Source organism: Micrococcus sp. 2A, from assembly GCF_039519235.1.
Classification (GTDB): Bacteria; Actinomycetota; Actinomycetes; order Actinomycetales; family Micrococcaceae; genus Micrococcus.
The window spans coordinates 1773650-1787284 of record NZ_CP154351.1 but is presented as its reverse complement, the minus strand read 5'-3'; the positions used below and the strand labels follow the sequence as shown (position 1 = coordinate 1787284).

The following is a 13635-nucleotide window of genomic DNA, read 5'->3' as shown; positions in this document are numbered from 1 at the left end:
GCGCTCGGCGCGCGGGCCGCTCCCGCCGGCTCAGCGCGGCCCGACGGCCTCGGTGATCCGGTTCAGCAGGTCCATGAGGACCTGGCGCTCGGTGGCGTCGAGGGGGATCCGGGTGAGTGCGTCCACCGGGACCGTCCGGGCGGACTCCCGCAGCGCTCGTCCCTCGTCCGTCAGCCGGACCAGCACGCGTCGCTCGTCGTGGACGTCGCGCTCCCGCGTGACGAGCCCCATGCCGGCGAGGCGCCGCACCAGGGGTGTGATCGTCCCGTTGTCCATGCCGAGCCGGTCCCGCAGCGCGCCGACCCCCAGTGCGCCGGCGGCGTCCGACGTCGACGCCTCCGTCTCAGCCGAGGCGTCACTCCCCACCTGCCACAGGGTGAGCATCACGAGGTACTGCGGGTAGGTGAGGCCGAGGCGGGAGAGCAGGGGGCCGTAGCCGCGCGTGACGGCGCGCGTCGCCCGGTGCAGGGCGAAGCAGAGCTGGTCCTCGAGGGCGAGGCTGGGGGTCGGCGCGGCATCCATGGGAGCATTCTAGTGGTCGCTGGGGAACAACTTGGTTGCGCGCGACCTGACCGGGTGGCAGGCTGGAGCCGACTCGTCCCGCACGGGGCGGGCGGATGAAAGGACCTCTCATGGAGACCATCTACACCGCCGAGGCGCTCAGCACCGGCGCCGGCCGCGACGGCCATGTCCGCACCACCGACGGGCGGGTCGACCTCGACCTCGCCGTGCCCACCGAGATGGGCGGCTCCGGCCAGGGCACCAACCCCGAGCAGCTGTTCGCCGCCGGCTACGCCGCGTGCTTCCACTCGGCCCTGCAGATGGTCGCCCGCGCCTCCCGTGCCGACATCACCGACTCCTCCGTCGGCGCGCGCGTGGGCATCGGCCGCCAGGGTGAGGGCTTCGGCCTGGAGGTCACCCTCGAGGTCGTGCTGCCCAACGTCCCCGCGGACCAGGCCCGCGCCCTCATGGAGCAGGCGCATCAGGTGTGCCCCTATTCGAACGCCACCCGGGGCAACATCGACGTCGTCCTCGAGCTCGGGGAGGCGTGATGACGAAGCGCCGGCAGTCCGCCCCCCTCTCCCAGACCGCCGCCCGCCTCGGCCTCGGCGGGTTCATGACCGCCGCGGGGCTGTCCCACCTCACCGTGGCGCGCCGTGAGTTCCGCGCCCAGGTGCCCTCGTGGGTCCCGCTCCCGGCGGACCTCGTGGTGCTCGGATCCGGCGTGGCTGAGATCGGCCTTGGGGCCGCTCTGCTGGCGCTCCCCGGGCAGCGCCGCCTGACCGGCACCGCCCTGGCGGCCTTCTACACGGCGATCTACCCCGGGAACATCGGGCAGTACGCCGAGCGCAAGGACGGCTTCGGGCTGGACACGGACGGCCGCCGCCTGGCGCGGCTGTTCGGCCAGCCCGCCCTCATCGCGGCCGCCCTGTGGGCCGCGGGAATCCCCGAGCGGGAGCAGGGCGGGCGCCGCTGACGCCGTCGTCGGCCCTGCGGTCCCACGCCGGCTCCGGGCACGTGCCCGGAGCCGGCGTGATCTCACCCCGCCGCGAGGCGCGGCCCGTTCCGCAGGTGTCCCGCAGGTGTCCGGTCCGGCGGGCCGTCAGCCGTGACGCATCGTCCCGGTCTCGAGGAAGCGCTGGTGCCAGGACAGGGCCTCGCCCAACAGGTGCGGGGTGTGCAGACCCTCCGACTCACGCATCGCGCGGTCGAAGTAGTCCCGCAGCTGCTCGCGGTAGTCCGGGTGGGCGCACTTGTCGATGACCACCCGGGCGCGCTGCTTGGGGGAGAGGCCGCGCAGGTCGGCCAGGCCCTGCTCGGTGACGAGCACGTGCACGTCGTGCTCGGTGTGGTCCACGTGGGAGACCATCGGCACGATGCAGGAGATCGCCCCGTTCTTCGCGACGGACGGCGTGAGGAAGAACGAGGTGAACGCGTTGCGGGCGAAGTCGCCGGAGCCGCCGAGGCCGTTCATCATCTTCGTGCCCATGAGGTGCGTGGAGTTCACGTTGCCGTAGAGGTCGGCCTCGAGCATGCCGTTCATCGCCAGGATGCCGAGGCGGCGCACGAGCTCCGGGTGGTTGGAGATCTCCTGGGTGCGGATGATGAGCTTGTCCCGGTACTGGTTCACGTGGGAGTTGAAGCGCTCGGCGGCCTCCGTGGAGAGCGAGAACGCCGTGCACGAGGCCATGGAGAGGGTTCCCGAGTCCAGCGCGTCGAGCATGCCGTCCTGCACCACCTCGGTGAAGGCGGTCAGCCCGTGGAAGCGGGACTTCACGAGTTCGGCCATCACGGCGTTCGCCACGTTGCCCACGCCCGACTGCAACGGCAGCAGGCGCTCGTCGTACCGGCCCTGGGCCACCTCGTGCTCGAAGAACTCCACGAGGTGCTGGGCGATGGCCACCGAGTCGGCGTCGGCGGGCTTGAACGCCGAGTTGCGGTCCGGCGCATGGGTCTCGACGACGGCCACCACCTTGGCCGGATCCACGCCGAAGTCCGTGACGCCGATGCGATCCGCCGGGTGGGTGACCCCGACCGGCTTGCGGTGCGGCGGCAGGGCGGTCTCGTAGTAGACGTCGTGCAGGCCGTCCAGGTCCTCGCTCTGCCACGAGTTCACCTCGAGGATCACCTGGTCTGCGAGGTCCAGCCAGGACTTGTTGTTGCCCACGGACGAGCTCGGCACGAGCCGGCCGTTCTCCCGGATCGCGGACACCTCGACCACGGCGGTGTGCATCGGGCCGTAGAAGCCCTCCCACACGGTCTGGGCCAGGTGGGAGAGGTGCGTGTCGACGTACTCGGTCTCGCCCGCGTTGATCCTCGCGCGCATCGTGGGGTCCGTGTTGAACGGGGTGCGCAGCGCGACGCCGTCGGCCTCGGCGAGCGCGCCGTCCATCTCCGTGGACGTGGAGGCGCCGGTGTGGAGGTTGATGCGGAAGTCCTCGCCGCGGGCGTGCGCGGCCTTGATGCGCTCGGCGAGAGCCATGGGCACGGCCTTCGGGTAGCCCGATCCGGTGAAGCCGCTCATGCCCACCGTGGTCCCCGGCTGGATGAACGCCGCCGCCTCCGCCGCGGACATCACCTTGGCCTTCAGTCCGGGATGATGGATGCGAGACGACATGGAGCCTCCAGGGGCGTGATGCGGACGAGGACGGGCAAGGGCCAGGGTACCTGTGCCAGGGTGTCGGCATGCGCTTCACCCAGGCCGAGCTCCAGGAGTTCCGCGACCGCACCGTGCCGGACCTGCTCCCGGACCCGCTGCGCCTGCTGTTCGTGGGCATCAACCCGAGCCTGTGGAGCGCCGCCACGGGCGCGCACTTCGGCCGACCCGGCAACCGCTTCTACCCGGCCCTGCACCGGGCCCGCATCACCTCGCACCTCATCGACGCCTCCGGCGGCTATCCCGACGTCGGCCTGGCCGAGCTCCGGGCCAAGGGCATCGGCATCTCCAACCTGGTCCCGCGCGCCACGGCCCGCGCCGACGAGCTCGTGCGGGCCGAGCTCGAGGCCGCCCCCGCCCGGCTGGACGCCCTCGTCACCGCGCACGCGCCCGCCGCCGTCGCGGTGCTGGGGGTGACCTCCTACCGGACGGCGTTCGGCGTGCCGAAGGCGCGCCTGGGGGAGCAGGACTCGCCGTGGCCGAGCACCCGCCTGTTCGTGGCGCCGAATCCGAGCGGGCTCAATGCCCACGCGACGCTGGACTCGCTCGCCGCGGACTACCGGGCGATCGCGAGCGCGGCGGGGACCCTGTAGACGAGGTCAGCTGCGCGCCCGAGTCTGGGCGAAGGACGGAGACCCCCGCCATCCGTGGCAGCAGGCAGACGCATCGGCGCCTCACCGCTCCGGCGTCGGAACGTCGGTCCCGTCGTGGTCAGCGAGATCCGGCAGACGCTCGCGCCGCGGATGGCCCGGTGAGCCGAGACGGCACGGGAGGGGCCGCTAGCCTGGTCCCGACGCCGCCGCCCCGCGAGGAGAGCCATGCTCCAGCCCCACCAGCACGCGCCGCAGTTCCTCCGCACCATGGCGGACGGCACGATCAAGCAGGTCAACCCGTTCAGCGGCACCGAGGTGTGGACCGTCCCGGGGCGGGCCAACCGCCCGCTGGGGCTCGCGCGGCCGGAGCCGCGCCCCCTCGATCCGGCTGAGCACGACCGTCACTGCGCGTTCTGCGCGGGGCGATACCTGGAGACCCCGCCGGAGAAGGCCCGCGTCGTCCGCGGCGCGGGAGGGTCCTTCGAGACCCTCGCCGGCCTCGGTGCTGAGCACCTCTTCGACACCGTCGCCGCGTTCCGCCGGGTCCCCAACCTCTTCGAGATCCTCAGCTACGACTACTGGCGCGCCAACTACGGCTACGAGCTCACGACGGCGGCGCGGCGCCACCGCGATGACTACCTCGCCTCGGAGGCCGGCCGGGCCCACGTGCGCGCCGTCGTCGGGACGAAGCTGCGGGCCGCGGGGAGGAGCCCCGACGAGATCGACGCGATGTCCGAGGGCGAGACGATCGATGCGGCCTCGGGGTTCTTCGGCGGCGGGCACGACGTGATCATCGCCCGGCGCCACTACGTGGACGGCGCCGCGGACGACCACCGGCTGGCCAGCGCCGGCACGCTGACCCTGGACGAGCACCACGCGTTCATCGCCTTCACCGCGGAGGCCGCCCGCGCGCTGTACGAGGCCAACCGCGACGTCCGCTACGTCTCGGTGTTCCAGAACTGGCTCAAGCCCGCCGGCGCCTCCTTCGACCACCTGCACAAGCAGCTGGTGGCCATCGACGAGCGTGGAGCGCAGAACGAGGCGGTGCTCGCGCGGCTGCGCGCCGACCCGAACGTCTTCAACGAGGACGCCGTCAACTACGCGGCCCGCCACAGCCTGGTGATCGCGGAGAACGAGCACGCCGTCATGTTCGCCGGCTTCGGGCACCGCTACCCGACCCTCGAGGTGTACTCCAAGAGCGCGGAGTCGGATCCGTGGGCCCAGGCGCCCGAGGAGCTGCGCGGCATGTCCGACCTGCTCCACGCCGCCCACGCCGCGACCGGCGCGGACGTGCCCTGCAACGAGGAGTGGCACACCCGCCCGGCCGACGTCGAGGCCGGCATGCCGTGGCGGGTGTGCCTCAAATGGCGTGTCTCCACGCTGGCCGGCTTCGAGGGCGCGACGAAGATCAACGTCAACGCGATCAGCCCGTACGGCGTGCGAGACCGCGTGGTGGACCGGCTCTTCTCCCTCCGGGCCGAGGGGGCGGTGGCGCCGGACATGCTGATCGCCGCCGAGGCGCCGTGCCGGCCGAACATGCTGCGCTACGCCAGGCGGTAGGGGCGGGCCGTCCCCTCGCGTAGCGTGGACCCCATGGCCCGCCAGCTCCAGCGCTACCGTGAGATCGCCCACGTCATGTCCCGGAACGGCCTCTACGCGACGGCCGTGCAGGCCGGGCTCGGCCGCTGGCTGCCGGCCACGGACCGGCAGGCTCACCTGGGAGGCGTCGACGCCGCCGCCCGCCCCGAGCTCGTGGTGCGCACCTTCGAGGAGCTCGGGACCACGTTCGTGAAGCTGGGCCAGCTGATCTCGACCCGGCCCGACCTCTTCCCGGAGAGCTACTGCCGTGCGTTCGCCCGGTTGACGGACAGCACCACCCCCATCCCGTTCGAGGCGCTCGCCGAGACCGTGCGCGAGGACTTCGGGGCCTCCGTGGACGAGATCTTCGCGTGGTTCGACACGACGCCGCTGGCGACCGCCTCGATTGGCCAGGCGCACCTGGGGCGGCTGCGGGACGGGCGCGACGTCGTCGTGAAGATCCGCAAGCCCGGCGTGGTGGAGGAGGTCCAGACCGACCTGGAGATCCTGCGGACGCTGGCCGGGCGCCTCTCCCGCGCCTTCCAGACGCTGCAGGACATGGACATCGTGGGGATGGTGGAGCAGTTCGACCGCTCCCTGCGGGCCGAGCTGGACTACCTGGTGGAGGCGCGGGCGTGCGAGGAGATCGCGGCCAACTTCGCGGGCACTCCGGGCGTGCGCTTCCCGTGGATCGACTGGGAGACCACGTCCTCGCGCGTGCTGACCATGCAGCGCCTCTCCGGCCTGCGGGTGGACGACGTCGACGCCCTGGACGCCGCCGGCGTGGACCGCGAGGACCTCGCCTACCGCGCCGCCGACGTCCTGCTGCGCATGGTGTTCGAGCACGGGGTGTTCCACGCGGACCCTCACGCGGGCAACCTGTTCATCGAGTCCGACGGCACGATCGGGTTCATCGACTTCGGCTCCGTCGGCCGGATCAGCCCCGCTGTCCGACGCCAGTTCGCCCGCATGGCGATGGCGTTCGCGAGCCAGGACACCGACGGGCTCGTGCGGGGGCTCCTGGAGATCGCGCCTCCGCGCGGCACCGTGGACCGGCGCCGCCTGCGCTGGGAGGTCTTCCGCATCACCTCCCGCCTCGACGGCGCCGAGCTCGCGGAGATCCGCGTGGACCAGATCGTCTCCCAGGTCTTCGCGATCGTGCGGCACCACCGGCTGGCGCTGCCGCCGGAGCTCGTGCAGCTGTGCCGGATGCTGATCATCGTGGACGGCGTCGGCGTGCGGCTCCACCCGGGCTTCGACTACTCCTTCGTCCTCACCCCGTTCGCCGCGCGCATGGCCGGGGAGCATCTGAACCCCCGGCGCCTCGCCGCACGCGTGGCCGGCGCAGCCGCGGCCGCGGCCGAGCTCGGCTTCGACCTGCCCGGGTACGCGCGCAAGTTCCTCGAGCGCCTCGACGACGGCGGCGTGGACGTGAACCTCAAGACCGGCGAGCTCGAGCCCCTCGTCGCCCGCGTCGAGCGCACGGGGGACCGGATCGTGGCCGCGATGGTGGTGGCCGCGATGATCTCCGGCGGCACCAACGTGCTCGTGGCCTACAAGGACCAGCTCGGCCGGTACGCGGCGCCCGTGGTCGCCGCCGGAGGAGCCGCGCTCACCGGCGGCAGCGTCTACCTGGCGTGGACCGGGCGTCCGCGGCGCAAGCCCCGACGCTGAGGGCGGTGTCGCGCCGAGCGGAGGAGGCGGACGCGCTGGGCCGTCGTCGTCTTGCCCACCGAGGTGCTCTCGAAGGCGAGGGTGCGCCGGTCGACACCGGCGGTGCCCTCCAGCGCCTCGGCCCGGTCGTAGGCTGGGTGACCATGGTCACCCGCACGCTGCCGCAGCTCACCCCCGCCCGCCTCCGCGAGATCGCCCCCTACCTCTCCCGATGGCTCGCCACGCAGGTGGAGACCCGCCAGGTCCCGGGCGCTCAGGTCGCCGTCCGGATCGGGGACGAGCTGGTCCTCTCCGAGGCGTTCGGCGTCGCGGACGAGTCCTCGGGCGATCCCCTCACCACGGACCACCTCTTCCGGGTGGCCAGCCACTCCAAGACGTTCACCGCCGTCGCCGTGATGCGCCTCGTCGAGGCCGGCCGCCTGCGGCTGGACGACACCGTGGCCGACCTCCTCCCGCGCTGCGCGGACACCCCCCTCGCAGGCGCCACCGTCCGCGAGCTGCTCAGCCATACCTCCGGCGCGATCCGCGACGGCGTGGACGCCGACTTCTGGGTGCTCGACAAGGACTTCCTCGACCCGGATGCCCTCCTCGCGGTCGTCCGGGAGCACGGCGCCGCCTATGCCCCGCAGGAGCACTTCAAGTACTCGAACATCGGCTACGGGGTCCTCGGCGCGATCATCGAGCAGGTCACGGGCCGGGACTACGCCGAGCACGTGGCGGACGACGTCGTCGCGCGCCTGGGCCTGACGGACACCCACCCCGAGCTCACGGACGAGCTCGACCGCCGTGCCGCCGTCGGCCACACCCGCGCGCACGGCACGGGCCGCGACCGCCGGCGCGTGACCATCGACCAGGCCACCACCGGCGCGCTCGCGGCCGCCACCGGCTTCGTCTCCCGCGCCGAGGAGCTCAGCAGGTTCTTCGGCGCCCTCGCGCTGGGGCGCAGGGAGCTCCTCACCGACCGCACCCTGCGCCTCATGCACCGCGCCGAGGCCAGGTTCGAGCGCGGCACCGGCACGGGCACCTACGGACTCGGCCTCATCGGAACGACGGTGGGGGAGCGGCGGATGGTCGGCCACTCGGGCGGGTTCCCCGGGCAGATCACCCGCACGCTCGTGGACCCGACGGACGGGCTCGCGGTCTGCGTCCTCACCAACGCGGTGGACGGGCCGGCCGAGGCGCTCGCCGTGGGGCTCGTCCAGCTCGTGGACCTGCTCACGGCGCCCGCCGCGGACTGGCAGGCCCTGCCCGACGGCGTCGCACCCGCCGATCTGGACCGCCTCACCGGCCGCTACGTCTCGCTGTGGGGGGAGATGGACATCGTGCGCGGCGGTGACCGGCTCGTCCGCCTCGACCCCACCACCCCCGGCCCCCTCGACGCGAAGGAGGAGCTGCGCGCCCTGGACGCCACCACGCTGCGCGTGGAGGACACGGACGGCTTCGTCGCCGCGGGGGAGCGCATCCCCTTCGAGCTCGACGACGACGGGCGTGTCACCCGGGTGCGCGTCACCGGCGTCAGCAGCTGGCCCGAGGAGGCGTTCCTGGCCCGGCGCGGCGAGCACTGGGCGCGGGGGGACGCCGGGTCCGCCCAGGAGTGAGGCGCGCCGACCGACCGCGAGCTCCATGAGTGACGGATCTCGCGCGGCCGGCACGGCCCTCCGCGCGGGGAATTCGGGCCGGAAGGGAGCAGACTTCTGCCCATGAGTCACACCGGCCTCGAGGAAGCACCCAGGACGACGTCGCAGGACGGAGGCGGCGAGGGCCTGCTGACCGTCCTCATCGCCCTCGGCGTGAACGCGGCGATCGCGATCGTGAAGTCGGTGGTCGGCGCGATCACCGGATCGGCGGCCATGGTCGCGGAGGCCGCGCACTCGTGGGCGGACGCCGGCAACGAGGTCTTCCTGCTCCTCGCAGAGAAGCGGGCGGTCAAGGCCGCGGACGAGCGGCACCCCCTCGGCTACGGCCGCGCCGCCTACGTGTGGTCCATGGTCGCGGCGTTCGGCCTGTTCGCCGTCGGCGCCGCCGTCTCCGTGTGGCACGGCATCTCGGTGTGGGGCGTGGACGAGGGGGAGTCGGACTACACGCTCGCGTACATCGTGCTCGCCGTCGCCTTCGTGCTCGAGGGCTACTCCTTCCTCAACGCGCATCGCCGCGTGAACCGGGACGCCGAGGAACGGCGCATCAGCCGCTTCCAGTTCCTCCAGCGCACCTCCGACCCCACGCTCCGTGCGGTGTGGGTGGAGGACGCCTCGGCCCTCACGGGCCTCGTGATCGCCGCGGCGGCCATGTTCCTGCACCAGGTCACGGGCGACGCCCGTTGGGACGCCGTCGGCTCCATCCTCGTGGGCGTCCTGCTCGGCGTCGTGGCGGTCTTCCTGCTCGCCCGCAACATGGCGTTCCTCGTCGGCGAGGTGGGTGACCCGGCCGTGCGCGCCCGCGCGCTGCGCTGGCTCCAGGAGCGGCCCGAGGTCGTCTCGGTCAGCTACCTGCACCTCGAGTACGTCGGGCCGGAGCGCATGCTCCTCGTGGGGGCGGTGGACCTGGCCGGGGACGAGCGTGAGAGCGAGGCCGCGGTGATGCTGCAGCGCGTCGAGGACACCCTGCTCGAGCACCCGAACGTCGCCGCGGTCGTGCTCTCGCTCTCCAACCCGGGCCACGCCCCGCTGGCCCTGGACGAGGGCTGAGGGTCTCCGCGCGTCAGCGCTCAGTGCGCCTCAGGACGTCGGCGCGCCTGCTTGACCTCGCCGCGCTGCCGCTTCGCCTCGAGGCGGCGGCGCTGGGACCCGCGCGTGGGCTTCGTGGGCCGGCGGGGCACCGGCGGAGCGATCGCGTCCCGGACCAGACCGGCGAGGCGCTCGCGGGCGGCCGCGCGGTTGCGCCGCTGGGAGCGGTGCTCGTGAGCCTCGACGGTCAGGACCGTTCCGTGCAGCCTCGTGGCCAGGCGATCCAGGACCCGCGCGCGCTGGGCCTCGTCGAGCGCTGTGGTCGTGGCGAGGTCGAGGCTGAGCTGGACGCGGGAGTCCGCGGTGTTCACGCCCTGCCCGCCCGGCCCCGACGCGTGGGAGAACCGCTCCGTCAGCTCGTCGGCGGGCACCCGGAGCCCGCGCGGTGCGCCGGGGCCGGGGCGGACGCGCAGCTCATCCACGGCGCTGCCCGGAATCGGCTCGCCGGGCCCAGGCGGGGGCGGGGCGCCGTCGGCGCGGGGTCAGGGGGTGCATCCACCCAGGATCCCACCGGCCCTCTCCGGGCGCCACGACGGCGCGGGCTCTCTGGTCCGCGAACCTGCCGACGGGGGCCGTGCGGCGCACCGGGGAGGCGGCCTCGCCTGTTAGCGTTCATGCTGGGCGGGCCGTGAGCGGACGGCCCGCCGTCGGCCACGCACGAGGGGACAGGACCGTCATGAGGAAGACCACCACGATCGCCGCACTGGGACTGGCGGGGGCGCTCACGCTCTCCGGCTGCGGGATGTTCGAGCCGAAGCCGGACGAGGTCCTGCGCTCCGCCTTCGAGGACGTCGACGCACAGAAGCAGCGCCGCACCGAGATCCGCACCACGGCGAGCGAAGAGCAGCTGCGCCACGCGATGGAGTCCGCCGACGAAGCGATGTCCCCCGAGGACCGCGAGTCGCTCGACCGTGTGATCACCACGCTCCGGGACACCACGGTCGTCATGGACGTGCGCAGCACCACGGACCAGACGCTCGGCACCCTCGCCCGGCCGGAGGACATGGACTGGGGCATGGACGTGAAGGTGAAGGACTCCATGGTCCTCCAGGCGCTCGAGACCGGGGACATGGACCTGTTCGTCCGGGCGGACCTGCCGGCGCTCATGCGGCTGAGCGGCAGCGCAGAGGCCCCGACGCTCGCGGAGATGCAGAGCCAGCTCGACTCGATCCCCTCCGGCATGGAGTGGATGCGCACCCTGGTCACCGGCGGATGGCTCGGTCTCGACAGCACCCTGGCCGAGCAGGTCACCCAGGGCCTCGAGGAGCAGGCCGGCGTGGACACGGAGGGCCTCACGGGGGAGGAGCGGCAGCAGCTGCAGGACGCCCTCCTGGACCACAGCGACACGGAGAAGGTGGAGGACGGCCGCTACCGCATGCGCCTGCGCGTGAAGGAGTACGTCGAGGCGAACAAGGACCTCGTGGGCAAGCACCTCGCCGCGCAGAGCGGCGAGGAGACCCCGGACGTGCACGAGCTGCTCGCCCGGCTCAACGACGGCACCCTGGACATGGTCTACACCGTGGAGGACACCGTGATGCGTCGGGTCGAGACGGACCCGATGCAGTTCGCCGACCTGATGGAGCCGGCGGCGGACGCCACGGAGGAGGAGCGGCAGCAGCTCCAGCGCATGCGCGACTCCGAGATGCCCATCGCCCTGGACCTCTCCGAGGACGTGCGGGACTTCGCGGTGCCGGACGGCGCCGTGCGCCTCACGCAGCAGGACCTCATGATGCTCTCGCTCATGACGAGCGGCGCCCTGCCGTCCTGACGGCCCTCGCACCGGCGCCCTCCTGACGTGCCCCATGTGCGGCCACGAACGGTCCGCCGAGGAGGGCGACGCGCCCGCGGAGGCCGAGGCCGCCGTCGTGACCCGGGACGCGGTGGGCAATCCGCTGGCCGACGGGGACGACGTGACGATCGCGAAGGACCTCAAGGTCAAGGGCGGCGCCGGGATCAAGGCGGGCACAAAGGTGCGCGGCATCCGCCTGCTGGAGTCGCCCGTGGACGGCCACGACATCGCGGCGAAGGTGCCGGGCGCGGGCCAGATGTACCTGAAGTCCTCGGTGGTGAAGAAGGCGTGAGCGGCCCCGCCGGCGCCGCGCGCGTCGTGGGTAGGTCCCGTCACTTCGCCTCGGCGTAGGACCCCATGCTCGCCACGGTGAGCGGGAAGTCCACGGGTGCCTGCCCGAACAGCAGGCGCCCCGCCGCCGTCGCCGCGTCCGCCACGAGGGCGCGCACCGCCTCGGCCTCCTCCGCGGGTCCGTGGAGGACCACCTCGTCGTGCACGAAGAACACCAGCTGCGTGGCCATCCCCGCGGCCCGCAGCCGCCGGCGGATCTCGCCCATCCAGCACAGCGCCCACTCGGCCGCGGTGCCCTGCACCACGAAGTTGCGCGTGAAGCGCCCGGCCGAGCGCCGCCGACGTCGGGCCGAGGACTCGGCCGCCTGCGTGGACACGTCCGCCACCGACGCGAGCCATTCCTCATCCGGTGCCGGCGACCAGCGGCCCAGCCACGTGGAGACCTGACCCCCGGCCTCGCCCACCGCGGCCGCGCGCTCGAGCAGGCCGATCGCGGCCGGGTAGAGGCGGCGCAGGTGCGGCATGAGCGCGGCGGAGTCGCCCGTCGTCGCCCCGTACATCGCCCCGAGCAGCGCCACCTTGGCGCGGGCGCGGTCGGCCAGCGCGGTGCCCGCGGCGCGTCCCTGCTCGGCGACCTCGCGGTACAGGTCCGGGGTGGTGCCGGCCCGGGCAAGCGCTTCGTCGCGGGCCATCGCCGCGAGGATCCGCGGCTCCACCTGGGACGCGTCGGCCACCGTGAGGGTCCAGCCGGGATCCGCGCGCACGGCGTCGCGCACTCCGGAGGGCACCTGCATGGCGCCGCCCCCGTGGGCCGCCCAGCGGCCGGTGACGACGCCGCCCACCAGGTAGGTGGCGTGGAAGCGGCCGTCCTGGCCCACCCACTGGTCCAGCCAGTGCCAGCCGTTGGCGGTCCAGAGGCGGGCGAGCGCCTTGTACTCCATCACGGGCGCCAGGAGCGCGGCCCGCTCCTGGCGCGCCGCCCCGCCCTGCTCGATCCACCGGTTCAGCTCCCACTGCCGCGTGGACTCCACGGTGACTCCGGCCGTCTGCAGGGCCCGCAGGAGCGTGGGCTGCGAGTCCGGATTCATGCCGGGGGCCCCGAGGGCCGCGCCGATCCGCTCGGCGAGCGCCTGCAGCCGCGCAGGGCGCTCCCCCTCGGGCGGGCGGGGCCCCAGCTGCTCCGCCAGCAGGGCCTCGTGCACGGGCCGGCTCCACGGCAGGCCGGCGGCGCGGATCTCCGCGGCCACGAGGGCTCCCTGGGACTCGGCGGCCACGAGCAGGCGCAGCCGGTGGGGGTGCGCCGAGTGCTCGACCGCCGCGCGCTGGGCTCTCAGCTCCGCGGCAAGCATGAGCGCGTCCGGCCCGGTCTGCGCCGCGCCGGGCAGGTCGAAGAACGCGTCCTGGGCGGGATCGTGGCGGGGGTGGGCGGCGGGGTCCTCGGGCTCGAGGACGGGGATCTCGCACACGGGCCGGTAGCCCGCGCCGCCCGGGCCGCCGGTCGGCCCCACCCCGCTGCCGGGGGCGGACGCGGCACGCGTCAGGATCCGCTGCACGAGCCCGAGGTCCCAGCAGCGGTCCACGTGCACGCCCGCGGCGATCCACGGCGCGTACGCCTCGGCCACTGAGGCCAGCACCCAGCGCACCTGCGCCGCCTCCGCGCCGAGGCGGGCCGGCAGGCCCCGGACGACGTCGGGCGCCTGGGCGCGGCGGAAGCGCACCGCGGGCTCGGGGGCGCCCTCGCCGTCCGGGACGACGACGGCGGACCACTCGTCCGGCGGCGCGGCCGCGCCGCCGGAGGCGGGGGAGGGGCCGAGGACGATGAGCATGCGC

12 protein-coding genes and 1 pseudogene are annotated in these 13635 nt (G+C 73.7%); 9 read left to right on the top strand and 4 right to left on the bottom strand.

Features of this window, described 5'->3' with window-relative positions; genetic code table 11:
* Positions 1-30: 30 nt before the first annotated feature.
* Positions 31-522, bottom strand: a complete 492-nt coding sequence (locus tag AAG742_RS08155) for a MarR family transcriptional regulator (protein ID WP_298711925.1) — start codon at positions 520-522, stop codon at positions 31-33.
* Positions 523-632: 110 nt separating this feature from the next.
* Here AAG742_RS08155 and AAG742_RS08150 point away from each other — a divergent pair, with 110 nt between their 5' ends.
* Positions 633-1052, top strand: a complete 420-nt coding sequence (locus tag AAG742_RS08150; protein WP_002855232.1) for an organic hydroperoxide resistance protein — start codon at positions 633-635, stop codon at positions 1050-1052.
* Positions 1052-1477, top strand: coding sequence for a hypothetical protein (locus AAG742_RS08145; RefSeq protein ID WP_002855230.1), 426 nt, complete (start codon positions 1052-1054; stop codon positions 1475-1477). The genes AAG742_RS08150 and AAG742_RS08145 overlap by 1 nt, the downstream gene beginning before the upstream one ends.
* 126 nt (positions 1478-1603) lie before the next feature.
* On the opposite strand, the gene AAG742_RS08140 is transcribed toward AAG742_RS08145, so the two are convergent.
* Entirely contained in the window at positions 1604-3118 is a 1515-nt protein-coding gene (locus AAG742_RS08140; protein WP_298711928.1) for an acetyl-CoA hydrolase/transferase family protein, read from the bottom strand.
* Positions 3119-3186: 68 nt separating this feature from the next.
* Here AAG742_RS08140 and AAG742_RS08135 point away from each other — a divergent pair, with 68 nt between their 5' ends.
* The 5 genes from AAG742_RS08135 (at position 3187) to AAG742_RS08115 (ending at position 9686) form a co-directional block, all read left to right on the top strand.
* Positions 3187-3750 (top strand): mismatch-specific DNA-glycosylase, encoded by a 564-nt coding sequence (locus AAG742_RS08135; RefSeq protein ID WP_298711931.1) that lies wholly within the window; start codon positions 3187-3189, stop codon positions 3748-3750.
* A gap of 225 nt (positions 3751-3975) precedes the next feature.
* Positions 3976-5310, top strand: coding sequence for a DUF4921 family protein (locus AAG742_RS08130; RefSeq protein WP_298711933.1), 1335 nt, complete (start codon positions 3976-3978; stop codon positions 5308-5310).
* A 33-nt stretch (positions 5311-5343) separates the two neighbouring features.
* On the top strand, positions 5344-7002 hold the full coding sequence (locus AAG742_RS08125; protein WP_298711936.1) for an AarF/UbiB family protein: 1659 nt from the start codon (positions 5344-5346) through the stop codon (positions 7000-7002).
* 143 nt (positions 7003-7145) lie between these two features.
* Positions 7146-8600, top strand: coding sequence for a serine hydrolase domain-containing protein (locus tag AAG742_RS08120; protein ID WP_343282016.1), 1455 nt, complete (start codon positions 7146-7148; stop codon positions 8598-8600).
* Between the two features lie 102 nt (positions 8601-8702).
* Entirely contained in the window at positions 8703-9686 is a 984-nt protein-coding gene (locus tag AAG742_RS08115) for a cation diffusion facilitator family transporter (RefSeq protein ID WP_298987577.1), read from the top strand.
* 20 nt (positions 9687-9706) lie between these two features.
* On the opposite strand, the gene arfB is transcribed toward AAG742_RS08115, so the two are convergent.
* The gene (arfB, locus tag AAG742_RS08110) at positions 9707-10147 is read right to left on the bottom strand and encodes an alternative ribosome rescue aminoacyl-tRNA hydrolase ArfB (protein WP_298711942.1); all 441 of its coding nucleotides are present in this window, start codon (positions 10145-10147) and stop codon (positions 9707-9709) included.
* A gap of 254 nt (positions 10148-10401) precedes the next feature.
* Here arfB and AAG742_RS08105 point away from each other — a divergent pair, with 254 nt between their 5' ends.
* Positions 10402-11493 carry a hypothetical protein gene (locus AAG742_RS08105; RefSeq protein WP_343282015.1) on the top strand — a complete coding sequence of 364 codons (1092 nt, stop codon included), beginning with the start codon at positions 10402-10404 and terminating at the stop codon, positions 11491-11493.
* Between the two features lie 28 nt (positions 11494-11521).
* A pseudogene (locus tag AAG742_RS08100) lies at positions 11522-11806 on the top strand (alkylphosphonate utilization protein); the annotation flags it as partial.
* Between the two features lie 40 nt (positions 11807-11846).
* Here AAG742_RS08100 and AAG742_RS08095 read toward each other — a convergent pair.
* Positions 11847-13631 carry a bifunctional 3'-5' exonuclease/DNA polymerase gene (locus AAG742_RS08095; RefSeq protein ID WP_343282014.1) on the bottom strand — a complete coding sequence of 595 codons (1785 nt, stop codon included), beginning with the start codon at positions 13629-13631 and terminating at the stop codon, positions 11847-11849.
* Positions 13632-13635 lie beyond the last annotated feature (4 nt).